The organism is Cupriavidus sp. FW216-B1, assembly GCF_058789195.1.
Window position 1 is genome coordinate 86,262 of sequence record NZ_JBYTEL010000014.1, and the last position, 23,076, is coordinate 109,337.

General features: G+C 59.0%; 22 protein-coding genes and 1 pseudogene. 12 read left to right on the forward strand and 11 right to left on the reverse strand.

Annotated features, from left to right (window positions below; translation table 11 throughout):
* The first annotated feature begins 12 nt into the window (after positions 1 to 12).
* Together AC3WXD_RS24615 and AC3WXD_RS24620 are read left to right on the forward strand one after the other, a co-directional pair.
* A complete protein-coding gene (locus AC3WXD_RS24615) occupies positions 13 to 1,017 on the forward strand; it encodes a PRTRC system protein D (RefSeq protein ID WP_059414470.1) in 1,005 nt (334 codons plus the stop codon).
* A 9-nt stretch (positions 1,018 to 1,026) separates the two neighbouring features.
* Positions 1,027 to 1,443, forward strand: a complete 417-nt coding sequence (locus AC3WXD_RS24620; RefSeq protein ID WP_059414473.1) for a hypothetical protein — start codon at positions 1,027 to 1,029, stop codon at positions 1,441 to 1,443.
* A 262-nt stretch (positions 1,444 to 1,705) separates the two neighbouring features.
* On the opposite strand, the gene AC3WXD_RS24625 is transcribed toward AC3WXD_RS24620, so the two are convergent.
* The 6 genes from AC3WXD_RS24625 to AC3WXD_RS24650 all read right to left on the reverse strand — a co-directional run bounded on the left by AC3WXD_RS24625 (position 1,706) and on the right by AC3WXD_RS24650 (position 5,501).
* Positions 1,706 to 1,915, reverse strand: a complete 210-nt coding sequence (locus AC3WXD_RS24625) for a hypothetical protein (protein ID WP_059414475.1) — start codon at positions 1,913 to 1,915, stop codon at positions 1,706 to 1,708.
* Positions 1,916 to 2,013: 98 nt separating this feature from the next.
* Complete coding sequence (locus tag AC3WXD_RS24630; protein ID WP_059414477.1) at positions 2,014 to 3,087, reverse strand: primase-helicase zinc-binding domain-containing protein; 1,074 nt, start codon at positions 3,085 to 3,087, stop codon at positions 2,014 to 2,016.
* A 219-nt stretch (positions 3,088 to 3,306) separates the two neighbouring features.
* Positions 3,307 to 3,855 carry a single-stranded DNA-binding protein gene (locus AC3WXD_RS24635; RefSeq protein ID WP_059414479.1) on the reverse strand — a complete coding sequence of 183 codons (549 nt, stop codon included), beginning with the start codon at positions 3,853 to 3,855 and terminating at the stop codon, positions 3,307 to 3,309.
* 12 nt (positions 3,856 to 3,867) lie between these two features.
* The gene (locus tag AC3WXD_RS24640; protein WP_063923076.1) at positions 3,868 to 4,659 is read right to left on the reverse strand and encodes a hypothetical protein; all 792 of its coding nucleotides are present in this window, start codon (positions 4,657 to 4,659) and stop codon (positions 3,868 to 3,870) included.
* A gap of 6 nt (positions 4,660 to 4,665) precedes the next feature.
* Positions 4,666 to 5,094 carry a hypothetical protein gene (locus tag AC3WXD_RS24645; RefSeq protein ID WP_059414483.1) on the reverse strand — a complete coding sequence of 143 codons (429 nt, stop codon included), beginning with the start codon at positions 5,092 to 5,094 and terminating at the stop codon, positions 4,666 to 4,668.
* A gap of 101 nt (positions 5,095 to 5,195) precedes the next feature.
* Positions 5,196 to 5,501 (reverse strand): hypothetical protein, encoded by a 306-nt coding sequence (locus AC3WXD_RS24650; protein WP_059414485.1) that lies wholly within the window; start codon positions 5,499 to 5,501, stop codon positions 5,196 to 5,198.
* A gap of 1,129 nt (positions 5,502 to 6,630) precedes the next feature.
* On the opposite strand from AC3WXD_RS24650, the gene iscB reads away from it, so the two are divergent.
* From iscB to AC3WXD_RS24670, 4 genes are read left to right on the forward strand one after another with little or no spacing between them, the layout of a single operon-like run.
* Positions 6,631 to 8,043: an RNA-guided endonuclease IscB gene (gene iscB / locus AC3WXD_RS24655; protein ID WP_082080005.1), complete on the forward strand. Its 1,413-nt coding sequence runs from the start codon at positions 6,631 to 6,633 to the stop codon at positions 8,041 to 8,043.
* Positions 8,040 to 9,197, forward strand: a complete 1,158-nt coding sequence (locus AC3WXD_RS24660) for a hypothetical protein (protein WP_059414487.1) — start codon at positions 8,040 to 8,042, stop codon at positions 9,195 to 9,197. Before iscB ends, AC3WXD_RS24660 begins: the two co-directional genes overlap by 4 nt.
* Positions 9,198 to 9,199: 2 nt before the next feature.
* On the forward strand, positions 9,200 to 10,393 hold the full coding sequence (locus AC3WXD_RS24665) for a FlhC family transcriptional regulator (protein WP_082080008.1): 1,194 nt from the start codon (positions 9,200 to 9,202) through the stop codon (positions 10,391 to 10,393).
* 52 nt (positions 10,394 to 10,445) lie between these two features.
* Positions 10,446 to 10,787 carry a hypothetical protein gene (locus AC3WXD_RS24670; protein WP_156174001.1) on the forward strand — a complete coding sequence of 114 codons (342 nt, stop codon included), beginning with the start codon at positions 10,446 to 10,448 and terminating at the stop codon, positions 10,785 to 10,787.
* A gap of 140 nt (positions 10,788 to 10,927) precedes the next feature.
* Here the strand turns inward: AC3WXD_RS24670 and AC3WXD_RS24675 are convergent.
* Together AC3WXD_RS24675 and AC3WXD_RS24680 are read right to left on the reverse strand one after the other, a co-directional pair.
* Positions 10,928 to 11,981, reverse strand: a pseudogene (locus AC3WXD_RS24675) (DMT family transporter).
* Between the two features lie 50 nt (positions 11,982 to 12,031).
* Complete coding sequence (locus tag AC3WXD_RS24680; RefSeq protein ID WP_454727994.1) at positions 12,032 to 12,550, reverse strand: mechanosensitive ion channel domain-containing protein; 519 nt, start codon at positions 12,548 to 12,550, stop codon at positions 12,032 to 12,034.
* A 933-nt stretch (positions 12,551 to 13,483) separates the two neighbouring features.
* On the opposite strand from AC3WXD_RS24680, the gene AC3WXD_RS24685 reads away from it, so the two are divergent.
* The 4 genes from AC3WXD_RS24685 to AC3WXD_RS24700 all read left to right on the forward strand — a co-directional run bounded on the left by AC3WXD_RS24685 (position 13,484) and on the right by AC3WXD_RS24700 (position 17,172).
* The gene (locus AC3WXD_RS24685) at positions 13,484 to 15,121 is read left to right on the forward strand and encodes a glycosyltransferase family 39 protein (protein ID WP_197090441.1); all 1,638 of its coding nucleotides are present in this window, start codon (positions 13,484 to 13,486) and stop codon (positions 15,119 to 15,121) included.
* Positions 15,118 to 15,501, forward strand: coding sequence for a GtrA family protein (locus AC3WXD_RS24690; protein ID WP_059414490.1), 384 nt, complete (start codon positions 15,118 to 15,120; stop codon positions 15,499 to 15,501). The genes AC3WXD_RS24685 and AC3WXD_RS24690 overlap by 4 nt, the downstream gene beginning before the upstream one ends.
* Positions 15,498 to 16,622, forward strand: coding sequence for a glycosyltransferase family 2 protein (locus AC3WXD_RS24695; protein WP_059414492.1), 1,125 nt, complete (start codon positions 15,498 to 15,500; stop codon positions 16,620 to 16,622). The genes AC3WXD_RS24690 and AC3WXD_RS24695 overlap by 4 nt, the downstream gene beginning before the upstream one ends.
* Positions 16,623 to 16,917: 295 nt before the next feature.
* The gene (locus AC3WXD_RS24700) at positions 16,918 to 17,172 is read left to right on the forward strand and encodes a double zinc ribbon domain-containing protein (protein WP_231586622.1); all 255 of its coding nucleotides are present in this window, start codon (positions 16,918 to 16,920) and stop codon (positions 17,170 to 17,172) included.
* 53 nt (positions 17,173 to 17,225) lie between these two features.
* On the opposite strand, the gene AC3WXD_RS24705 is transcribed toward AC3WXD_RS24700, so the two are convergent.
* Together AC3WXD_RS24705 and flgB are read right to left on the reverse strand one after the other, a co-directional pair.
* Positions 17,226 to 19,718 carry a heavy metal translocating P-type ATPase gene (locus AC3WXD_RS24705; RefSeq protein WP_059414494.1) on the reverse strand — a complete coding sequence of 831 codons (2,493 nt, stop codon included), beginning with the start codon at positions 19,716 to 19,718 and terminating at the stop codon, positions 17,226 to 17,228.
* 505 nt (positions 19,719 to 20,223) lie between these two features.
* Positions 20,224 to 20,646, reverse strand: coding sequence for a flagellar basal body rod protein FlgB (gene flgB, locus AC3WXD_RS24710; protein WP_059414647.1), 423 nt, complete (start codon positions 20,644 to 20,646; stop codon positions 20,224 to 20,226).
* Positions 20,647 to 20,947: 301 nt separating this feature from the next.
* On the opposite strand from flgB, the gene AC3WXD_RS24715 reads away from it, so the two are divergent.
* Both AC3WXD_RS24715 and AC3WXD_RS24720 read left to right on the forward strand, forming a co-directional pair.
* A complete protein-coding gene (locus tag AC3WXD_RS24715; RefSeq protein WP_059414496.1) occupies positions 20,948 to 22,015 on the forward strand; it encodes a porin in 1,068 nt (355 codons plus the stop codon).
* 181 nt (positions 22,016 to 22,196) lie between these two features.
* Complete coding sequence (locus AC3WXD_RS24720) at positions 22,197 to 22,403, forward strand: hypothetical protein (protein WP_082080013.1); 207 nt, start codon at positions 22,197 to 22,199, stop codon at positions 22,401 to 22,403.
* Positions 22,404 to 22,658: 255 nt separating this feature from the next.
* Here the strand turns inward: AC3WXD_RS24720 and AC3WXD_RS24725 are convergent, their stop codons facing one another.
* On the reverse strand, positions 22,659 to 23,063 hold the full coding sequence (locus AC3WXD_RS24725) for a CzcE family metal-binding protein (RefSeq protein ID WP_269432187.1): 405 nt from the start codon (positions 23,061 to 23,063) through the stop codon (positions 22,659 to 22,661).
* Positions 23,064 to 23,076 lie beyond the last annotated feature (13 nt).

Here is a 23,076-nt window from a genome sequence, read left to right on the forward strand (position 1 = left end):
TTGGAGCAAGAAATGAAAGTCGCAACAGTCGCTGTCGATGTCGGGTACGGTAATACGAAGTCCGCTTTTCCGCTGGGTTCGGACGTCGCCACGAGCATGTTTCCCTCTCTCGCACCTCTGTCCGCCACGTCTTCACTCACCCCGCACGGAGGTTCTGTGCTCCGGGCGCGTAACGTCGTGAAGGTGGAGGTCGACGGCGCCACCTACGAGGTAGGCCCGGAGGTCTCGCTCACTGCGGCCTACGGCAACACGGGCCGCGCGCTGTCGGAGGACTTCGTCACCACGGCAAACTATGCTGCGCTCCTGGCCGGCTCTCTGAACTACGCGAAGGCCTCGCAGATCGAGCGCCTTGTCCTCGGCCTGCCCGTGCACAATACTCAGAAGTACGCAGCCTTCCTCAAGGACCGCTTCACCGGAACGCACGATTTCGGCTGGGGCGCCATCCAGATTGCCAGCGTCCTTCCTCTTCCTCAGCCACTCGGGACGCTCGTGACGTTCATCCAACAAAGTGGCAATAAGTACGATCCCGACAATGCCTATCTGGTCATCGACGTCGGATACTTCACCACGGACTGGGTCGTCGCACGCGGCTACGCGATGGACGACACACGAAGCGGTGGTTTTCCGTGTGGGGCAGCTCGCGTCTATCAACAGGTGGCCAGCCTGATCTCTGCAGCCAAGGGCGAATCGATGGACAGCATCGAGCGGATCGATAAGGCGATCCGTGACGCCAAGCCGCTGCTCTTCTATGGCGAGGATCTGGATATCCGCGACTACCTCGCGGAGGCGATGGCTGTAACCCAGCAACCCATCAAGGAAGTTCAAACTCGTGTCGGTCGCTCGGAAGACATCCGCGCGATTATTCTGACGGGTGGTGGCGCGTCCCTGTATGCCCCGACTATCCGGGCGGCATTCCCTCGCAACACCATCCACGTGATGGATGCCCCCTGCTTCGCAAACGTCCGGGGCTTTTACACCATCGGTGCGGCTCGGCAGTCTGCACGATCCGCGGCGTAAGGTGAACACATGACGGAGAAATTGCAGATCACCGTCACGCTTTCAGCGGACGCTTGCCCCGATCTGATCAAGTATCTCAGACAGTTTACTAGCGCGCGCGAGCGTACGTTCGTGTTCAGGCTCTTGGCACAGCGCGGACTCGAGGTCATGGCTGGGGCAAGCCCCGTCACGCTCTTGCCAACTGCCCGTTTGATCAGCCAGTCGGCCAGACCCGAACCGAGCCCCGCCGGCGAGCGCGATGCCTTTCAGGTTAGCGCGCCACCACCCGCGCAGGCAGTGCCGGCGCATGACCTGGCGGGGTCGCAGCAAGCGCCACCGCTCGCCCCGTCTGGCGTCGACGAAGCCGCTGCTGACTTGTCGCCAGCATTGTCAATTGATGCCCTGGACCTCGGCGCACTCAATGACGCGATGGCCAGATTCGTCTAGTCGCGGCTTGACGAGTTGGCGCTTTATGGCATGCTAGACTGATCGAAAACAAGAATCTTGGAGCTACCGATGTTCGAATATTTGTCCACCAACCACGACATCAACGTCTTCGTCTTTACTACCCTTATCGGCTGGTGTGTGTGGGAGGCAGCCCTTGTCATCTACCGCGGCCTGCGGTCTCGCCGCCAACCCTAGGTCGCTCGTCTCCGAAACGAAAAAAAAGCCCGGCATCTGCCGGGCTTTGTCGTTACGGGTTGACCACTCAGTGCAAAATCGCACGGCGAACGGCATAGGAAAAAGCGGTATCGAAATTCGCTTCGGTGCGACGCAGTTCGGCTTCCCGATCAGCATGGCGCTGAAACACCTGGTAGGAGTCGGCTTCCGACTGGCACGCCTGCACCATGCCGGCCGGCGTGCTGCGCATCGCACGAATCTCCATGTGACCGACGAACACAACAAATCCCTTCAGCATTGCATTTCTCCTTCGAGAAACCTGCCGCAGGTGTCCGCCCCCGTGGGATGGACCCACGGGGCAGCGGTTGAGACATCGCCCTATCGGGCGGTCGAAAATCAGGCGGGCATGGTTGCCGGCGCCATCGTGCTCAGTTGCCGGCTGGTCTTCCACTCGTCGCAGAAGTCCGTGCCACGGAGCTTGGGACGATGAATGACCACCTTCAGGCCCCCCACGCGCAAGCGTTTCTCGAGCGCAAGTGCGTCGGCCATGCCCGGCGACTTTCCCGTCTTCGGATCGATCTGATCGAAGTCCGCGAAGATGTGCACGGTGTGTATGCCGAGACCTTCCGGCACGACGAACTGGCTCAGCAGAACTCGGTTCAAGCAATACCATGTCGGCACGCCGAAGAGCATGTGCGCGGCATATGCAGTCTCGAGGCCTTCTGCCACCCCGAGCACACCGTCACGCGGAGGCATCAGACGCACGGCGCCGCCCGCCAGGGGAAGCGCAGACACATCATTTCGCTTAGCGTCCAGGATCTCGCCGTCGGCCGTCATCACGGTCGCCTTCGCCGGAGTGACTGAGTCCAACGCAGTGCGGTGCACCGTGGCCATTCGACCATCAGGCAGCGTGAACTGCGCGACGATCGTTGGGAACTGGCCAATCAGTGTTCCTTCGTGCCAGTATTCCTGCGTTGACAACCGCAGAGCGATCGGGCGAGGCGCCCTCAGCCCCGGCACCCGCGATGCGAGATACTTCATCGCATGATCACCTTGCGCGAGCGGCTTCGCTTTGGTCCACTGGCGATCAATCCGCTTGCGCTTCGCCTCCGGTGTCATGCCACTCCTCTGGCGAGAAGCCAGCACCGGACGCGCCTGGGCAGGCATTGGCATGGCATTGCCAAGAAGCTGGGAAGCCAGCTCTTGGAACGTCAGGCGATTCACATTGCACACGAGCTGAATCCCGTCTCCAGCCATCGGAGATCCGTTATTGCACTTACGGCACACCCAATCGCCCCGGCCGTTCTTATTGTCGAACGTGAAGCGATCGTGGCCTCCGCACATGGGGCACGGACCAGGACGGCCTAGCCAGAAGCTGTCCGTCAGGACGGCTGCTGGCAAGTATTGCTGCAACAGGGCGTCCCATTGAGCGGGCGTCCAAGTCTTCAAGATGTCACTCAGTTTCTTCATGGGCTGCACTCCGATTGGAGAGGTTGGTCGATGCCTGAGACAGGCGAGGAAACGCTTGCTCAAACCACATCCCGGCGATGGCCAGAAGGTCGTTTCAGCATGGCGTGGGAGGCGAAGGAGAGATTGGCCGAGCGGCCGAGAAGAATGCACTGCTGCGCCGGGAAACCCGGCGCAGCAGTGATCAAGAAGTGAATCGTTAAGACCTAAGTCTGTTCCGGGCTAGAACGGAATATCGTCGTCCATGTCCTCGAAGCCATTCGACGGTGCCGGCTGCGGACGGCGCGCTGCGCCGCCGTCCTGCTGGCCACCGCCACCCTGGCCTCTGCCCTGGCCGCTGCCCTGGCCGCTGCCCTGGCCACTGCGCGAGCCGTAGCCGCCAACGCCCGATTGACGACTGCCGCCGTTGTCATCACCATCGCCTCCGCCCATACCCTGGCGCGAGCCGAGCATCTGCATTTGGTCTGCGATGATTTCGGTGCTGTACTTCTCTGCACCCGACTGGTCCGTCCACTTGCGTGTCCGGATGCGGCCCTCGATATATACCGACGAGCCTTTCTTCAGATACTGGCCCGCGATCTCCGCCAGCTTGCCGAAGAAGGCGATGCGGTGCCACTCGGTGGCTTCCTTCGTCTCGCCGCTCTGCTTGTCCTTGTAGCGGTCGGTGGTCGCCAGGCGAATGTTCGTCACGGCGTCGCCGCTGGGCATGTAACGGGTTTCGGGATCCGCTCCGAGGTTCCCAACGAGAATGACTTTGTTGATAGATGCCATGTTGATTCCTGGTTAATGAATTTTGTCGATGCGCCAGAGCCATTTGTCCCATAGCTTCTGATTGCCTTCGTTGTCGAGCAAGGGCTTGCCGGTACGTTCGTGGAACGCCGGCACCTTTACCTTTTCGAGCCGGGTCACCCTCACGTGGTCGCCAATCACGCATTTCGCTTCCGCGATGGCGTCCTTGAGACCCTCGCCTTGAAGCGTCACTTCGGCCGCGACACCGGTGTCGACCCGGATCGCGAACGAGGTGTAGAACTTGGGTGGGGTAACGCCACGTTTGGGGAATTTCATCTCGCCCCAAAACGCAAGCCGGCCAACGGTCGATGACCTGCTGCCAAGCACGGGCTGCGCTGCAGTAGCCTCGGAAAACTGTGGCTTCCCTGGCTGCCTCGCATCGTCGTCATGAGCGACCCGGGCGACTCGTTCTCTCACCCGCGTTGCCGGTGATGCCGGAGCAGGAGGCGTCGCGCCGGAAGACAAGGAGCGCACCTGAGAGAGCGTCTTGGCTATCGCCTGCTCCACCGTACAGCCGTGGAGGACCGCGTGCTTATTCCAGCGCGGCACCACTTCTGGCAAGAGCTTTTGTCCGAATCGGGTCTCCGTCACACGATGCTCGAAGGTTGCAACGAAATGCACGATGCTGTCTCCCTCATCACGAAACAGATGCGGGAGATCAGCTATCGTGATCTGGGTTTCGTTCGGGGCGCCCTGCCCGACTGCAGAATCGGTCGGCCTCTGGCCTTCCGGTGCGCCCCCAAGCAATTGAGCGCCCAGACGCTTTATCGCGTTCAGAAGGGCCATGATGTTTCAAAGGAGTGAGCCACAGCACATCCGGCGAACCTCATTGAGGTCTTGGCTGAGCAGGGCATTGTTCAGGATGACGTCTTGCATCATCTCGGGATCCACGCCGCTCACTGCGCAGACGTAGGCATAGGGCAACGCACCATCCCAGTATCCGAAGATCCAACCGAGCGTCATCGAGTAATCCCCGAGGTCGAGCGGCTTTCGCTTGATACGATCTCGAAGCATCTCCGCACAGTCAACTAGTGACTCCGGCGTGTTGTCGCCTCTGCGGCTATCGCACGCCAGGCTGATGAGTGCGTCGATCATTTGCTCTCGGACAGCCTCGCTCCATAGCGAAGGATCCGGGAGGGGATCAACCTTGGGAGGGGAAACAAGGATGGCGGTAGCTTCACCGAAGAAGTCCAACTGCCATCCCGACGGAGTTTGATCCATGAAGGTCTCCGATACGGGACCCGATCTACCCGCCTTGTCGGCGGGCATCGAATACCCGCGACAGGTGGGACTGCCGCCCCCAGGAAGGGGGCGGCGAGGAATCAAGAACGGCGGTCCGTTCCCGTTCTGCGAATCGACATCACGACGGCCGAGTGCTCGTACTGCTTTTCGGCCGACTCGACGACGGCCTGCGGCGGCTTGTCCCGCTTGGCGGGCTCGGGCGTGGACACCTTCGGCGCTGCCGGAGTCTTGCTCGCGAACGCGATGAAGCGGTGATACAGCCACGATGTGCCGACGATGGCCAGAAAGGCGCCGACGACGATTGATTGCGCGGCCAGGTACAGCACCATGCAGAACATGAACAGCTTGAACGGACGCTTGATCGCGTTGTTGGCGAAGGATTCCATGGCTTTCTCTCTAGAAAACGAAGCAGTTGGATTTCCTGGCTGAACTGCCAGGCGATTATTCGATGCTCGATGAGCAAGGAATCCTTCGAAGCGGGCACGACAACGCGCTTGCGGCATGCCGGAGCATTGCGCAAGAACGCTATGTGATCGGGAAATTGAATGGGCGAGAAGAGAGACTAAAACATTCGCCGAGGTCGATGCGTGAGCACGCAGATCAGAATCTACACCACTTCTAATGCGCGCGCAACGCCATCCCCTCACCCCCGCGGTCCTCATATTTGCCGCTGAAAGACGGCATAAATAGTGCCTCTTTCCGGGATCAACCCAAGATCATGATATTGGGAAATGGACGGTGCTGGCGGCTGAGAACGGTGCCGCTGCTCCGCGGCCCAGCAGCGGGTCCCAGCAACATCGCGACTTGTATATACATGACATCCCTCCTATGGGAGGTCTGTAGCCACGCTCCCTTCGCGTCGATAACTAGGTCCTTGAGGTGATCATTTGACGGCCACCTTCAAAAACTAGGTCGAACTAGCGAGCTTTCACAACTAATGACGATCGCGACCGGGACTAATCTCCCTCGGAGGCGTGCCAGCGCGCCGAGTTCTCGCCCATTGCCGCTGCCCTTGACATTGGACTCGAAGGGTTCCGAAACACGGATCTACACACCGACTGCAGGCCACCCTGTAGCACTTCGCCCCCTTATTGACGCATTCGGTGCGGATGACACCGATTCGCCAGCCCTTTCTTTGCCCTTGACTTTGCAAGGCCGGCTGTAGCCTTAAACGATTGGACGGGAAAGCGAAGTTCACCATCAACACATAGGAACAAGAAGCGTCAATAACCCCTCCCCGAAGGGAGGGGCTTGAGGGAGCAATCCTGAGAGCCCGAGATTGACCAGGGCAAGCGGTAACCAGCCCGCTACGTTGTGCAGAAGTGCGCAGACCCACCGCCGAATGCTTCCTCAGTTCGGCGCTCTGGAAGCGATGGCAGCAGACAAGCCACGGGTAGGCACGAAACGGGCTATCGCCGGGAGTCATCCCAATCTGCTGCACAACTTGCCCGAGGGGAGACCTTCCATGAGGAAGGCGTTACAAGGCCCGTAAGGGCACATACATAGGAGCCGATCATGTCGGTTTTTGTTCTGGACAAGCATGGCAAGCCGCTCATGCCATGCACCGAGAAGCGCGCTCGATTACTGCTTGAGCGTCGCCGGGCGCGCGTGCATCGCGTTGTGCCGGCCGTTATCCGTCTGGTTGACCGCACGGTCGATGACTGCGAGTTTCAGCCCCTGCGTATCAAGTTGGACCCAGGCAGCAAGATGACCGGGGGGGCGCTAGTGCGCGATACGGAGCTGGCTTGCTCCGTATCCGGGGAGATCCGACGTGGTGCGGCAGTGTTGAACCTGTTCGAACTCGTGCATCGTGGCCGTCAAATCAGCGAGTCCCTGACGGCTCGCCGTTCCATGCGCCGGCGTCGCCGCGGCGCGAACCTGCGTTATCGGGCTCCGCGCTTCCTGAATCGTACGCGCCCTGCTGGCTGGCTCGCGCCATCGCTCCAGCATCGCGTGGACACGACGATGGCATGGGTTCAGCGCATCCGCCGTTGGGCTCCCGTCAACGGCGTCTCGTCTGAGCTGGTGCGCTTTGACATGCAGGCAATGGAAAATCCGGAAATTTCTGGCGTCGAGTACCAACAGGGTACGCTCGCCGGTTACGAGGTGCGCGAATACCTGCTCAAAAAATGGGGGCGCACATGCATCTATTGCGACGCGACGGACCGCCCGCTTCAGATCGAGCACTTGACTGCGAGAGCAAAAGGCGGCACGAACCGCATCGGTAACCTTGGACTGGCTTGCGGCCCCTGCAACCAGGACAAGGGTGCAAATGACGTACGCGAGTACGTCGACGACCCGAAACGTCTGGCCCGCATACTTGCGGCCGCATCGCGTCCACTGAAGGATGCTGCCGCCGTCAATGCGACGCGTTGGGCGTTAGCTAACGCTCTGAAGTCGACGGGCTTGGCTGTCGAACTTGCCTCCGGCGGGCGGACGAAATATAACCGCGTGACCCTCGGCGTGCCGAAAACGCACGCGCTTGACGCAATGTGCGTCGGTGACGTTTGCGACGTGTCGGGTTGGCGGCGGCCGACCTTGCAGATCAAGGCCATGGGCCGCGGAAGCTATCAACGTACTCGGCTCACTGCGCACGGGTTCCCTCGCGGTTACCTGATGCGCAGGAAACAAGTCAAAGGGTTTCAAACGGGCGACCGGGTCTGCGCCAACGTCCCTTCCGGGAAGAAGGCTGGTGTTCATACCGGGCGGGTTGCAGTGCGCGCCAGCGGATCGTTCAACATCCAGACCGACGGCGCGGTAGTCCAAGGCATCAGCCACAAGTATTGCCGGATCATTCAACGTGGTGACGGCTACCACTATCAAACTAAAGATAGCTATTCACAAGGAGAGACGGGAGAAGGGCGTGCTAAGCACGCCGCGCTATCCATCCCCGTCCTGAAGGACGGGGTTTCCCGCGCATCCCGATGAGCAACAGCCATATCCTCGCACAGTCGGAGCCTCGCCGAGAAATCTCGATCCTCGAACTCACGCGGCTTCTGCTTGGTTCCGAGGTGGACTCCGCATCAATCGGCCGCATCGTTCATGCTGCCGAGCAGATTTCCCAGGCGCGAGATCGAATCCGTACCGAGTACATGATTATCGGGTCTCACCTGGCCGACATCCACCAGACGCTCTACATCGCCATAAACAAACGCCTCGATAACCCGACCAAAGCGCGGGCGCAGGCGAGTCGCCTGCTGAACGATTACGCCTCCCGAAGCCTGCAGATCAGCAAACACACCGCGATTCAATATCTCCAGGTGTACCAGCGATTCGTGAACAGCAACGAGGCGATCGAGTTTCTGAACCTGGGCGAACTCACGATCCTGAAACGATCCGACATCTCGGAGGAGGAGGTCCAGCTACTGGTCAATGCGAAGAAGCGCCACGAATCCTTCTCTCGCGACGAGATCCTCCCGTTCATCGAGAGGTATCGCGCAGCCTCTGATGAGGTCAACACGTTGATGGCGGCCTTGGAGAGCGCGAAGGAACAACTCTCCAACGGATTGGCACAGAAAACTGAACTCGAACTGGAGATCAAGTATTTGCGCGAGCGGGCGACCAGCGCCGACACCAAAGAGTCCGAGCACCGCGAAGCACTCGCCGCGGCACAGGCAGCGCTCGACTCTCAAAGTCACACGGTCCAGTCCCAACGCGTTTCTATCGATCGACTGAGGCTGGAAAAGGAAGGTGCCGAGAAGGCGATAGCCGAGATGCGAGTACGCGAAGTGGTACGCGAGGTCAAAGTCGAGGTGGTTCCATCGGGGTACAAGAGCGTATCTGACGCGATCGACACCGCGAGGCGTGAACTCGCCGAAACCGAGAACCAGCTCAACGTGAAAAAGCAGCAGCTCAATTCGATAGCGTCGGAGCTTCTTGACCGCGAAACAACTGCTGCCGAAAAGGGGCGCATCGAAATTCGGCTGGCCGGGCTGAAAGCAGACATCGACGAGGCCACCATGAAGGTTCGCTCGGCGACCGGTCTTGGCACCTTCAGCCGAGAACACCAGCCTCACATCGCGTCCATCCGCGACAGCATGCGCGCGCTGTCGGATGCCGTGCAGACAGCATTCGGAGATTGATCTTGAAACCTGCCGCACCCAACAACCCCCAACAGAGTGTTCCCACGTGGGTCTTGGACCGGGTCTTCTCTGCCAATTTTCGTCTCTCGTCGTATCTGCTGAACGCGATGACGGTCAATACAGGGCTCGCATCGGCGTTCGAGGTAGACCAGTCGCAACTTGCCCAGCTTCGAGACGACTTGTCCATATCGGCGCTCATCTTCAATAGTCCGTTTCTCGCCTACGCCCCCACACTATCCACGCCTGAGGATTGGCGATCTTTCATCGACGGCCGGACGCCCACCAAGACACTCGTCGATCTGCGCAAGAAGATGCCTGAACTGTCCATCGTCGATTCGATGCTTCTTGAACAGGCAAACCGCTCGTACGTCGGCGCCATGTACGACGTGCTCAACATGTCAGCGCTCGCGGCTCCGTTACTAGGCATCTCCAACGACCTGGCGGCGTACCTTCGCTCGGTGCCGCAACATGAGATTGATCTCGCGATCTCGGAAAGACGGGTGCCTCTATTTCAGTGGCGTATCCAGAACCGACTCTTTTGGTACGAGGCTGTTGCTGGAACGTTGACGCCGGAACTCGTTGCACACTACCTGATGGATACGTCCCCAACTCGCGCGGATCGAATGCCGCATTCGGGCGTATGGGGTCACTTTCAACTTCCGAGATTGGCCGTCGATGGGTATTGCGAAGCCTTCATCAAGCTCGGGTGTCGAGCCATGAGTGTGGCCACGTTGTTCAACGTTACGCCCAAGCGCACGCGGGACCTCTACACCCTACTGCACGGCGAGTCTTCGCCATCCGGGAAGCAACCTGATTCCGCGATTTGGTACCTCGATTCTGGCTCCAGGCGAGTCCAGTCGACGTTCCAAGTCTGGCTCTTCCGATGCGCCTTGGCATCCGATTTGAATATCCCCTCAGCCTTTCTAGCTGCGATGGATGTCAGCAACCGGATGTTCAGAGAAGATAGGCTTCCAACAGAACGCGCGCTCCACCTACTGCGTTCATTCGCCAGCAACAACGAGCTCGCCATCAAGACATGCCGGAGTTGCGGAACGCCATACCTTGCCTCGAATGCCGCCGCACGCATCGAACTGAGCAACTCGTTCCAATGCCCCTGCTGCACCGGGGTCCTGTCCTCACCAAATGCACCTAATCGAAAACGCCTTCGCGGACGGCCGCGGTTGAAGCGTGTCTAGCGGACGTTAGAATCATGCCCCTCACCGCCAATCGGCATACCTTGGAGGTTTAATGCTCACTGCCATCGCGATGTTCATATTGATCAACGGGCTGCCTGCATATATGGCTCGACGAATGGCTCGCCGCAAGGGCCGGAGCGAAATGTTCTGGTTCATCGCTGGCATTTTCGGTTCATGGTTTGTCGTCGGGATTCTGGCACTAATGCGGTCTTCCAGCACGCCCACGCTAGCCGAATACCTGGCAGCGAACCCGACCTGCAAAACGCCCACCGGCATTGCGTGCAAATTCTGCGGCTCGCGAAGTATTCGCTTGTGGCGCGACGAGTCGGGATATGCAATCCACCAACGACACTTCTGCAATCACTGCGGTGAGTTGCTGTATCGAAGCGGTTGAGCGGGGTGAGCCCAACGGAACGACAATACGATGCCCCTTGGGCGCGGCAAGCCTCGTCCTTCAGGGCGAAGAAGGATAGCGCGCAGGGTCAAGCCCTGAGCAGACATTCCGCCGGAATGTGAAGTGTCGTCCGCGATCCACTAGTGCGAATGCCGGTGGTGAACGTCAGGATAGTGGAGATGTTTATGCACCATTGGCTTGTGATAATGCCTATGCCGATGCGGATCTCTGCCGTCCCACGGAAAATCGTGCGTGTGGTGGTGATGCTCGTCATGCCGGTGCGAATGGCTATGATCAAGCGTCACATGCACGTGCTCGTGTTCGTGCCGCTCCCGCAAATGCAGCCAGATCCCGAGTGCCATCAAGACTGCGGCAGACCCGAACGTTACGCTTGGAGCCTCCGGCCAAATCAAGAACGAGATCAGCACCCCGAACAATGGGGCAACGGAAAAGTATGCTCCAGTTCGAGCGGAATCAAGAGCACGCAACCCCACTACGAAGAGCGCAAGACTAATACCATAGCCAGCGAATCCGACCAACATCGCACCGGCTAGGACAGTGGGCGGGGGCAACATCGCGTCCTGCCCCAAGGCCAACGCAGTATTGCAAAGTCCGGCGCCCACCTTTGATGCAAGCCAGCAAGTGCGCATCGTTGCTCGACACCTTGCGCGTCAGGTTGTTGTCCACCGCCCGGCACAAGCAGGCCCCGACGAGAAGTAATGCGCCCATCAACAACTGCAGGCTTCCCGACTGCCATGAGAGCATCAAGCTGCCCGCGACAATGGCGATCATGCCGAGCACGATCTGCCGGTTAGCGTTTTCCTTGAACACGACCCAGGCAATCAACGCCGTCAAAACCCCCTCCATGTTCAGGAGGAGCGACGCCGAGGCGGCAGCGGTTGAAACGAGCCCCGTCATCAAAAGCGCTGGGCCGGCGATGCCACCGGCCAGAATGGTGCCCAATAGCCAGCCCCAATCAGCCTTGGGTATGCCGATCTTTTCACTCGGCGAACTAGACGAACGCCACAGCCGTCGAGCTACGACCACCAGCGCCAGGCCAACGCCACTACCAAGGTACAAAAAGCCTGCAAGTAGGAGCGGTGAAATTGCTCCTGTCAGGGCTTTGGCGACGGGTGTACTGGCACCGAAGAGGAGTGCCGCTAGTAGTGCTGGGGATGCGGTGCGCAGGGACATTGCAGGAGGAACTCAAACGCTAGTGGGCAGAGTGGAGTGATCGTCCGACGCTACTTCCATCGGCGAAGAACATGCTGAAAGACAAGGCTATTCGGTAGCCGTAGCACGATCTCTTGGCCGTCGTACGTCGCTTCCAGCAACGTCGTATAAACTAGGTTGATATTCACTACCCGTCCTTTTATCCCCGGCTTTTCCCCATTCTCCAGCAGCTCAACTGTTTCCCCGATGCGGAAAGCCCGGGTAAAGTAGATAAGCAGCGCACAGAACAAGTTCGTCAGCACGCTCCATGCAGCGAAGAACGCGACCGCACCCACGGTCGCGAAGCCCGTGAATGCCGTCCATAGCACGGCCCCAGATACGCCCAAACGCTCCAGGGCCCAGAGGGTGACCGCCACATAGACGATAGTCGCGACAACACGCAATGAAAGCGCGGTAACCTTGGCCGATAGTGAGTACGTGTTAGTCAGCTTGCGAAGTGACCGACTTGCGATTCGCATCGCTAGCCGTGCAACCGCGCCTATCAGAACCACCTCAACTGCCGGAATCAGGATATCGAACCAATCTGCCATCCATTGCGGAATGGTTATCGTGTATAGCTTGAAGAAGTCTGTTCATGAGAAGCGTTACCACGTCCATCTCCGATGGAGTCAAGTTCCACCGTTCGAACTGAATTTGCATCAACAGCAGGAAATTCCGCATGAGCTAGACGGCTGCTTCGTCTTGCCAGATCATCGCCCGCTGTCGAGCCTTCAGACTGGTAGCAACGACGCCCAGTTTATACATGGTGCGACGCCACCCCTCACGAATCACGAGCCGGGCCATTACCGCTGCCCTTAACGTGCCGACACCTGCCTCCGCAAGTGCATGGGAATCGGAGGATTTGGTAGTGAAATGGAGGAAATCCCATGCCTGAAAGGCTGAGATCATCAACAAAGCGGACGCTAATATTGACCGCGTGACGCGAGGTCTTCCACGCATTCCACTGCGTGAAGGGATCCTCCCAGCACTGCGGCCCGCGACGGCCCCTCACCTAACTTTGCGACCGGTCTGTCGACTTCGGCGCGTTGGCGTGTCCGACGCCAACGCGTGAGCGGCACAAGTCTACCATGAGGAAGATTGCGCACACATTGCAAAACAGTTACTAGCCATCCTTCCGGCCGCGGGGGCGACGCTACAACATTCCGGCTGCTCTCGCTGGACACTCACTAGTGGCCACGCCGTCATCATCTCGCAATCCCCCCGACAGGTACGCCCCCTAGAATCCCGATGTTCGTTCCCGGGGAGCGAGGGGCCCCCAAGCTCGGCAAACGCACTCCGACGGCCCGCCGTCTAATCGGCTCCCAGTGAAACACATCTGCTCCTCGTGGAGCTCAAGAATGCGCCGCGTGTTCTGCCACACGCACAACGTCACGAAAGCAACGCAATACCTCCGAGGCCCTGGCCCTTCACTGCGGCTGGCCGTATTTGAGAAACATTGGTGGCAACTGTCGCCGAAAACCTTGATGGACAGTCTCTTGAAGCGAAAGATTCTCTTGGCCTTGACCATCGCGATCTTGGCGGTCCTCTGGATTTTCACGCTAGCTGTGCGCCCGTTGTATGAGCCCGATGAGGGGCGATATGCCGAAGTTCCGCGCGAAATGTACGTCTCAGGCGACTGGGTTACGCCGCGACTGAACGGCGTCAAGTTTTTCGACAAACCGCCTCTGCAGTACTGGGCCACAGCCAGCGCCTACATGATCTTCGGCCCGTCAGAATGGACTGCTCGGATCTGGAGTGCGCTCGCGGGACTCTTAGGGGTAGCTGCCGCATGGTGGGCAGCCCGATTGCTCTACGGAAGCCTGATTGGCCTGGCCGCGGCGCTGGCACTTATCGGCGCCCCACTCTGGATTCTCGGCTCGAACCTAACAACGACGGACATTGGCGTAGGCGCGCTTCTCGGAAGCGCAGCCTTGGTATTCACTGTGGCGTACCAGACCCAGAACCAGCGTTTGTTTCCTGTCGTCTGGCTGCTGGTTGGACTGGCGTTCCTGGCCAAAGGCTTGATCGCCATCGTGCTTCCTGCGATGACGTTACTGCTATATGCGCTCCTTACGGGACAGCTCTTCGGCTTCCTGAACACGAAATTCTGGCGCTGGAGTCTGCTCGCCGTAGCGATAGCAGTGCCGTGGATCATCGTGGTCTCGATGCGCAACCCGGAGTTTCTGAACTACTTCTTCATCCACGAACATTTTGCAAGGTTCTCATCCTCGGTGCACGAGCGAGACAAGCCCTTCTGGTTCTTCTTTGCAGTGGGCGCCGCCGGTGTTCTGCCATTCATCGCTCTGATTCCCGGCGCCATCGTACCTCGGCCGGGGATGGCCCGGACAACGCGGAGCTTCGATTCCCAGCTATTTCTGTCGATATGGGTGATCGTTGTCATTGGCTTTTTCTCGATTTCCCGCTCTAAGCTGCCGCTCTATATCCTCCCGGCCTTTCCGCCGGCGGCCGTACTGCTTGCCCATCGCGCGATGGGCGTGACTCGCACCACCCTTGCCGCAAGCTTCCTTTCCTTGCCAGTGCTCGGCGTAGCCATCGCGTTCCTGCTGTGGCACCCGACACTTTCGAGCGCGATGCTCAAGCGCGACGTGAGCGACCCCGCATCGCTTCAAATATGGGGCTTCATCGCCATGGCGATCCTGGTGCTTGGCGGCTTCCTGGCCTTTGGCATCGCAATTCGGGGCCGCAGTCTTCGCGCGGTCGCCGTTGCGTCCCTGACCACGCTTGCCGGCCTGCAGGCGGGATTGCTGGCGTCCCGGGCATTTGAATCGCTCTCCATCAAGCCGATCGGCATGGAAGTCAAGGCAGCGGCCCGCATCGACACGGAACTGTTCAACGTCGGGCAGATTGACCGAGGCCTGGCGTTCTATGCCGAGCGGGAGCCCATCATTGTGGCCGCCAGATCCGAGCTGGATCTTGGCTTCTCTGTCGAACCAAACAAGTGGATCGCCGATGAAGCAGCGTTTGTACAGCGATGGAAGGCCTCCGGACACAAGCTCGCCGTCATGCGCAAGGACACCTTCGAGCGCCTGAAGACTTTGCTCGGAACGGATACGACCGTGCTCAGCCAGCATGGGGTCAACGTTCTGGTGCAAAAGCCATGAACATCACAGCGCGATTCGTGCGGTTTCTTGGCGCTGGCGCGACAGCTACTGCGTTGCACTATGTCACGCTGATCGCGCTCGTCAGCTCTGGTGCGCCTGCGCTCCCGGCGTCGGCAGCCGGTAGCGTCGTTGGACTGCTGACCCACTACTTCATCAGCAGCCGTTGGGTGTTCGTACACGTTCACCCCGAGCGTATCGCCTTCGTCAGGTTCTTCCTGGTCTCGGCCCTGGCGTTCCTGCTCAACTCACTTCTGATGTTGGCAGGACTGGCGGTCGGCCTGCACTATCTGATTGCCCAGATCGTCTCGACCCTTTTAGTCATGTTAGTCAACTACGTACTCCATGCGAACTGGACGTTCATGAATGGAGCGATGCGATGAATGCTTCCACCCTGCCAACCGAAAAGATTTCGGTTGTCGTGCCGCTCTTCAATGAAGAAGCCGTCTTGCCCCAGTTTCACTTTCGGCTTCTCCGCGTCATGGAGAGACTGGCATCTGACTACGAGATTATCTATGTCGACGATGGCAGCCGAGACCGATCGCTAGAACTGGCGCACCAGCTGAAGGCCAACGAAGCACGCGTCGGAATTGTCGAGCTCAGTCGCAACTTCGGCAAAGAAGCTGCATTGACTGCGGGCCTCGATATGGCGGGCGGCGACGCTGTGGTGATTATCGATGCCGACCTGCAAGACCCGCCCGAGTTGATTCCTGCCTTGATCGATAAATGGCGCGAGGGTTTCGACGTGGTTTATGCCACGCGTACCTCTCGTGACGGCGAGTCGTTGCTCAAGAAGTTCACCGCGCACTGGTTCTACCGATTGATGGGCAAGCTCAGCGATACGGAAATCCCGGCCGACACCGGCGACTTTCGCGTCATGAGCCGACGTGCCGTTGCCGCGCTGGGACAGCTTCGAGAGCAGCACAGGTTCATGAAGGGGCTTTATTCCTGGATCGGATTCCGCCAGACCGCTGTCATGTATCGCCGCGACGCGCGGGCATCGGGAACGACCAAGTTCAACTACCGCAAGCTGCTGCGCTTTGCCGTGGATGGCATTACTGCCTTTTCCACCGTACCGCTGAAGTTCGCCACGTCGATTGGCCTGCTTGTGGCGATTCCTGCCTTTTGCATGGCCACCTTCATCGTTGGCAAGACGCTCATCTATGGTGATCCCGTACACGGCTATCCATCGATGATGACGGTCTTACTGATGCTCGGCGGCCTGCAGCTCGTCTTTCTGGGGGTACTCGGGGAGTACGTCGGGCGGCTGTTCAACGAGGTCAAGCGGCGGCCTGTTTATCTCGTTGCGAGCTATACGGCCCCTGCGGGCTCCGAGCCTAACGTTACTGCCATGGGTCAGGAGGCACGGCCGCCGGCAAGGTGCCCAATGGCGCCTGCGACCATCTTCCACGCACCGGGCAGATCTCCCAGGGAAGAGCTGTGTCTTCGGGACCGCCGCCAGCAGACCTCAGTTCTGACGGAGAAGCCGGCGCCGCTTCGCTAACCGGATAGAGAGGTGCGCCCCCCAAGATGGCGAGCAAGCGTCGACATCATGACGTTTTCGACAGAAAGTGAATTGCAATCAACTTTCACCGCCGCCCCCCATTTCCATTCATTGACCCTGTAGCTACTACAGGCTATCCACTACAGTCATTGGCAACGCGATGCGCTACGAGACGGCGAAACCAGAGCCACCCAAGGCGCGGCGAACGCGATGACACATATCCATTAAGGAGAAAAAGATGGGTTTCCTAGAACGGCTTTTTAGCGGTCACGGCAGTGGCCACCACGGCAAGGGAATGCGGCGCGGTCATGGCGGGGGCAATCACGGTAGCGGGTATGGTGATTCCGGCCACCGGTACGACAATCCGCCAGCCCCGCCGCAAAATTATGCCGGGCTTACCTGTCCAATCTGTGGTGTCGTGAGCGCCCAGGGTGCACGCTTCTGCCAGCAATGCGGTAGTTCGCTGGTCCCCGCTCCGTGCACGCAATGTGGCACCGCTCTTTCGCAGAATGCGAAGTTCTGCGGCAGTTGCGGCAAGGCCGCGAAGTAAAGGCACTGTGAGACGGCGCGTCCGGCATCTTTTTGCCAGGACGCGGCACGTCATCATCTGGACTTCTCGCGATAAGCGAGCAGCCGAAGCGCGTTGAACACGACAATGAGGGTCGAACCCTCGTGCATCGCGACGGCGGTGCCAATACCGAGACCAAGAATCGTCGCAGGCAGAAGGAAGGCCACGACGCCGAGACTGATATACACGTTCTGAAGGATGATGGCCCGCGTGTGACGGCTGAGCCCGACCACAAACGGCAGGTGCTTGAGATCGTCGGCCATCAGTGCAACATCGGCTGTTTCGAGTGCCACGTCCGAACCTGCAGCGCCCATTGCAATGCCCACGGTAGCATTTGCCATGGCGGGGGCATCGTTGACGCCGTCCCCCACCATCGCCACCTTGGCTTCCTCGCGCAATTTCTGAATCGCTTCGACCTTGTCCTCGGGCATCAGATCGCCCCAGGCTTCGTCGATGCCCACCTCCTTGGCAACCGCTTCTGCAGCGCGCTGGTGATCGCCCGAAATCATGATCATCCGCATAATACCAAGATCGCGCAGTGCCTGAAGAGCGGCCTGTGCCGAAGCCCGAGGCGTATCCATGAGACCAATGGCGCCAAGATCCCGGTCTCCGTGCCTCACGATCATGGTCGTGCGACCGCTGCTGCGCAGCATCTGCGCAGCCTTCATCATCGCGTCGCCCAGCGGTGCAATGGCTTCGGCTCCAAACATGTCCGGTTTGCCAATCCACACGGTTTCGTTGTCCAACGTCGCAGTTACGCCGCGCCCGGTCAGACTCTGGAGATGCGATGCTTCTTGAACGACGCTGCCGTTCAGGAGCTTGCGGCCATCGCGCGCTATCGCAGCGGCCAGAGGGTGGTCACTAAGAGACTCCACGGCCACCGCTACCGTCAGCAATTCCTTTTCGGAAATGCCGTCAGCAGCAATAACATCGGTGATGTGAGGACGCCCTTCGGTGAGCGTTCCCGTCTTATCGAATGCGATTGCCTTGAGTGAACCAAGATTCTCGAGCGGAGCACCGCCCTTAATGAGTACCCCTCCACGGGCCGCCCGTGCCACCCCTGAGAGGACCGCGCTAGGTGTAGCGATGGCCAGCGCGCATGGGCTAGCAGCAACCAACACCGCCATGGCGCGGTAGAAGGTGGCGCTGAACGGCTCATCAACGACCATCCCCGCAAACAGCAACAACGCCACCAGCACGAGTACCGCTGGGACAAAAATCCGCTCGAACTTCTCGGTAAATCGTTGACTAGGCGATTTCTGCGCCTCGGCCTCATTGACCATCTTGACGACTTTAGCCAATGCGCTCTCACTGGAAAGGCGTGTCACTTCTACCTCAATGGCCCCGGCTCCATTGATGGTTCCGGCGAACACGCGCGAGGTGGCCTCGACGGCGTCTGGCTTCTTTCTTGCTGTGCGGGCGTCATCCACCGGCTGCTTGTCAACCGGAATGCTCTCGCCAGTTACAGGCGCCTGATTGACCGAGGACGTTCCTTTCACCAAGAACCCATCGACCGGCAAACGTTCGTTTGGCCGGACAACAACCACATCGCCGACACGCAACTCCTCTACTGGAACCTCCCGCACATCGCTGTCGCGACGCACCCTGGCCGTCGCAGGCGCGAGCGCGGCAAGCGCTTCGATGGCCCGCTTTGCCCGACCCATCGCGTAGTGCTCGAGTCCATGACCGAGACTGAACAGGAACAGAAGTAGTGCGCCCTCGGCCCACGCCCCGAGGGAAGCCGCGCCGGTAGCGGCAACCAGCATCAGCGTATCGATCTCGAACTTTCTCAATCGAAGGTTCTCAATGGCCTCCCGCACGGTATAGAAACCACCAAAGAAGTATGCACCGACAAAGAGAACGGTCGGGATCCAGCCGGCCGCATTGTCAGCCAGCTTCTCAATCGCGAATCCAGTGCCGAGCAAGGCCCCGCAAACGACAGAGAAGACCAGCTCAGTGTTCTGCCCAAACATCCCGCCATGCCCGTGCTCCACATGCTCCTTCCCATTCCCATGCGCATGATCTTCAGCGCCTTCGTCGTGATCATGATCAGCATGGCCGCCGCCTTTCGGTGCTCCACTGTCAACCGGAACCAAATCCCGCCGGCCTAAGGCCTCCTGAACCCTTGCCGCCGAGGTCTGTTCGCTATCAAACTCGACGCGCGCTAGGCCGGCCGGACTGACTTCTGCCTCAATGACACCTGGCAAAGAACGTAACTGGCTTGCGATGGTCCTTGCGCGCCGTGCATGCGTAATGCCTTTTACCTTCCAGAGTGCATGTCCGAAGCGCGAAGAGATCGTCGCGCCGGTACTGGTCATCAGTTCACGGATTCGGGAAAGGGAAATGACGGCCGGATCGTAGTGGACACATATCTGTGGTCCGTGACCGACGTTTCCAACCTTCAGGTGCGCTGCTTCGACGCCTTCCTTTGCTCGCAACTCGGCTAGCAACCGCTCGACACAGGGGTCCGAGGAATCGGGAACGTCGGGAAGCAGTATCGGGATATCCAATCGCAGCTTTTTGGTCATTGTCGCGGGCTCCAGTTAGTCTGAAATGGCAGTTATTGCGTGCACTATTAGCAATCAGTGTGCCTCGCATTTCTTCCGTCCGGCCAACTTCTCACCATCACATTGCAGGTCCGTAATACATCGGTAATCTGGCGGCCATCTGGGCGTACTATCGTGTGGATGACACGGTCTGCGCGCAACGCGTTCCGGAACCCCTTACATGATCTGCGCCGTTGCCTACTCCGCCCTGCTAATCTACGTGTCGCCTGTTCCTGCTGGCGCGGATAGCAATTTCTGCCGGCAGCACCCAACGTGGGATGCCACCACCGAGCAGCGAGCATACGGATGTGCGCCATATAGGTATCTGCTGGCTCGGGCAGCCAATCCCAGACATCGCACCGCCAAGCACCCGTCGAAGCAGCAATCACCAGCCAGTACACCCGAGCCGACTCCCAAAGACCCTCCCAAAGACACCTCCAGCGCTTCAAGCAGACCTATGCCAACTGGCCGATAGTACGAGCAACCACTACGGCCGCATGTTCTGGTAGAGCTTGAGGATGTCCTTGTACTCGTCTGCAGTCCTCTGAATGGAGAACCGCATGCGAAGCGTATTCTCCGCAAACGCCACGCGCTCGACGTCTATCTCCACGGTGTTGCCGTCTATGCTCGACTGAAGCGGCACCCGATACAGGAGATCCTCCTGCAGCGTCGGTTTGCTGGCTTCAATATGCCGCGACGAGGTCATCGTCATCCCGGAAAAATTCTGTCCACTTCCCATCACCCGCTCCAACTCGGCACTGAAGTCGATGTCACGCGCCTTGTAATTCGGTGTGTCCGCATTCGCGATGTTTGCAGATAACAGTTCAAACTTCCGCGTCCGGAGTCTCAGCGCCTGCTCGTGAACGCTGTCTTGACTACGGGTCAACTTGGCGATGTAAGGGATGCCCATCTCGAATATCCAACTAGTTCGGAGCATGCAGCGTATTCCAGCAACATTTGACTCTATCGCTAGAGCAACGCCCCCTTTTCACGAGTTTCCCATTACCAATTCGCAATGTTGGTATCGAGGTAAAAAAACGAAGCTTCCATTTCCTTGAAGTATTTTCAATGATGGCCTTCCATGGTGCGCGCCTTATGTCGCCTTTTGACCACGAAGTGACTCAGTGTAATTGCAATGCAATCTGAGCGTCATCTGCGGATTTCTATACTCGCCCTACGAAAATTCTTTCGAGCCCTACTGAGGAGAATCCATGAAGATTGGTCGCATTACCGTCGCAACGCTCGGTCTGTTTGCCACAACAGCCTTCGCCCAATCCAGCGTGACGCTGTACGGTGTCGCCGACGCAGGCATCGAGTATCTGAGCAACGTTCCGTCTGCTTCGTCTGGTGGTTCAAGCCAGGTTCGCATGAGCTCCGGCAACATGTCGACGTCGCGCTGGGGCATGCGTGGCGTTGAAGATCTCGGCGGCGGCCTGAAGGCCATCTTCGAGCTGGAAAGCGGCATTTCGTTCGATACCGGCGCACAGAACAACAGCACGCGCCTGTTCGATCGCGGCGCTTTCGTTGGCCTGAGCAGCAAGTACGGCGCGCTGACACTTGGCCGCCAGACCACGCCTCTATATGACACCACGCTGCAACTCGATCCGATGGGTTTCGCGCCGCGCTACTCGCTCTACAAGATGGATGACGTCTTGGCAGGCCGCGCGGATAACGCTGTCAAATACCGTGGCACGTTCAGCGGCCTGACAGTCAGCGGTCTCTACAGCTTCAGCCGCACCGGCGGTGGTGAAGTGCCGGGCAACTACAAAGTTGACCGCAACATGGGCGTGTCGCTCATGTACGAAACCGGTGCGCTGGCGGTTGGCGCGGTGTATGACGAATTCCAAGGCACTTCCGTCGCAACGGCAGATCGCAAAGATCGCCGCGCACTCGTTGGTGCTTCCTACGCGTTTGGCCCGGCGAAGGCGTTCATCGGCTATCGATGGTACAACGGCAATGTCGGCACGCTTCCCACGAACGGTTCGAACCTGTATTGGGCCGGTCTGCGCTACGGGCTGACGCCGGCGTTGACGCTGACGGGGGCGGCCTATTACACCGACAGCCGCAACTCGGGCGCAGACCCGCTCCTCTTCGTTGCCTCGGGAGACTATGCGTTCTCGAAGCGCACCGATGTATATATGAACGTTGGCTACGCGTTGAACCGCGGAAACTCCCAACTTGGCATGAACGGCTTCAACTCGGCGACGGGAAGCCCGAATAATGTTGTTCCTGGCAAGGACCAAACCGGCGTTATCGTAGGCGTACGCCACAAGTTCTGAACCGCCTTAATAGGATCGACACTTTCTTGTTAATTCAAGAGAGTTTTTGCCTCCCACCGGGAGGCATTTTTTTATGACAAGATCGTAATACGCAAGTAATCCAGTGGATCAGATCCGATCGCTAGACTATGAAAACTGTGAGCGATTAAAGACTCACGAATATTGACTCCGGAGAGATTCCATGAAGACGATCCACACTGCCCTGGTCGCTACTGCCCTCATGATTGCTGCCGCCGGTTCGGCCATTGCTGCAACGCCTGAAGGACAGATCCACCGCCCGCGCGACCCGTACACCGACGGGGGACGTGCAGCAGTCAGCAACATCTACTCCGATGGTGCACGCCTCGACACGCGTGACGTGTTCACCGACGGTGCACACGGGATTTGACGCACGGCCACACACTGAGTACAGACCGACCCTGTGAGGGGAGAATCGGTCAGTTGCTTGGCTCCTGGTGCCGTTTCGCTCCGGCCCGACAGCGAAAGATTTCGAAGCTTGTCTCCGCAAAGTAGACAATTTTTTTTGTCCAACCCGTCGATTCCACGCTTTACTGTGCATCGCCAGGTCGCGGAAATGGCACTTATACAACATGGAGAAAGCCCCGCATTTGGCGGGACTTGCAGTTCATCTTCCCAACGACGCTCAACCACCTGTGAAGAGGTCGCTCCTATCAATGTAGACGCGCACGCCAGCGCTACCTGGCAGGTCTGGCAACAACAAGCCAAGGTCGACGCTCGTGTCCTTGATCATCTGTGCGAAGGTCCAAGCGGAGACCTGCTCTCCGGCCCGAAATGCGACCGTCTCGCCAGAGTCAACGTTGACGTACCGCAGCCCTGACTTCACGTCGACAATGCGAGTCACGCCGGAAGGATCGGCTTGATCACCGAACAAGGCGGCGTGACGCTTCGACGCCGCTTGCTCGGCCGAAGCAGACACACTAGCCTTCGAGCCGTGCTCTTCCATTGCGTACAACGCCGACATCCCGCCCAACATAATCGCCACAAACAGCAAGGCAGATCTCTTCGCCTTCATGATCATCTCCTTCATAGAAATGTCGTTG

Coding starts and splice junctions, on each gene's coding strand:
- AC3WXD_RS24630 (WP_059414477.1), bottom strand. CDS start 3,087: ATGAAGAAACTGAGTGACATCTTGAAGACTTGGACGCCCGCTCAATGG.
- AC3WXD_RS24645 (WP_059414483.1), bottom strand. CDS start 5,094: ATGGATCAAACTCCGTCGGGATGGCAGTTGGACTTCTTCGGTGAAGCT.
- AC3WXD_RS24625 (WP_059414475.1), bottom strand. CDS start 1,915: ATGCTGAAGGGATTTGTTGTGTTCGTCGGTCACATGGAGATTCGTGCG.
- AC3WXD_RS24640 (WP_063923076.1), bottom strand. CDS start 4,659: ATGGCCCTTCTGAACGCGATAAAGCGTCTGGGCGCTCAATTGCTTGGG.
- AC3WXD_RS24685 (WP_197090441.1), top strand. CDS start 13,484: ATGGACAGTCTCTTGAAGCGAAAGATTCTCTTGGCCTTGACCATCGCG.
- AC3WXD_RS24635 (WP_059414479.1), bottom strand. CDS start 3,855: ATGGCATCTATCAACAAAGTCATTCTCGTTGGGAACCTCGGAGCGGAT.
- AC3WXD_RS24680 (WP_454727994.1), bottom strand. CDS start 12,550: ATGGCAGATTGGTTCGATATCCTGATTCCGGCAGTTGAGGTGGTTCTG.
- AC3WXD_RS24715 (WP_059414496.1), top strand. CDS start 20,948: ATGAAGATTGGTCGCATTACCGTCGCAACGCTCGGTCTGTTTGCCACA.
- AC3WXD_RS24615 (WP_059414470.1), top strand. CDS start 13: ATGAAAGTCGCAACAGTCGCTGTCGATGTCGGGTACGGTAATACGAAG.
- AC3WXD_RS24705 (WP_059414494.1), bottom strand. CDS start 19,718: ATGACCAAAAAGCTGCGATTGGATATCCCGATACTGCTTCCCGACGTT.
- AC3WXD_RS24700 (WP_231586622.1), top strand. CDS start 16,918: ATGCGGCGCGGTCATGGCGGGGGCAATCACGGTAGCGGGTATGGTGAT.
- AC3WXD_RS24695 (WP_059414492.1), top strand. CDS start 15,498: ATGAATGCTTCCACCCTGCCAACCGAAAAGATTTCGGTTGTCGTGCCG.
- AC3WXD_RS24725 (WP_269432187.1), bottom strand. CDS start 23,063: ATGAAGGAGATGATCATGAAGGCGAAGAGATCTGCCTTGCTGTTTGTG.
- AC3WXD_RS24620 (WP_059414473.1), top strand. CDS start 1,027: ATGACGGAGAAATTGCAGATCACCGTCACGCTTTCAGCGGACGCTTGC.
- AC3WXD_RS24690 (WP_059414490.1), top strand. CDS start 15,118: ATGAACATCACAGCGCGATTCGTGCGGTTTCTTGGCGCTGGCGCGACA.
- AC3WXD_RS24720 (WP_082080013.1), top strand. CDS start 22,197: ATGAAGACGATCCACACTGCCCTGGTCGCTACTGCCCTCATGATTGCT.
- iscB (WP_082080005.1), top strand. CDS start 6,631: ATGTCGGTTTTTGTTCTGGACAAGCATGGCAAGCCGCTCATGCCATGC.
- AC3WXD_RS24650 (WP_059414485.1), bottom strand. CDS start 5,501: ATGGAATCCTTCGCCAACAACGCGATCAAGCGTCCGTTCAAGCTGTTC.
- AC3WXD_RS24670 (WP_156174001.1), top strand. CDS start 10,446: ATGCTCACTGCCATCGCGATGTTCATATTGATCAACGGGCTGCCTGCA.
- flgB (WP_059414647.1), bottom strand. CDS start 20,646: ATGGGCATCCCTTACATCGCCAAGTTGACCCGTAGTCAAGACAGCGTT.
- AC3WXD_RS24660 (WP_059414487.1), top strand. CDS start 8,040: ATGAGCAACAGCCATATCCTCGCACAGTCGGAGCCTCGCCGAGAAATC.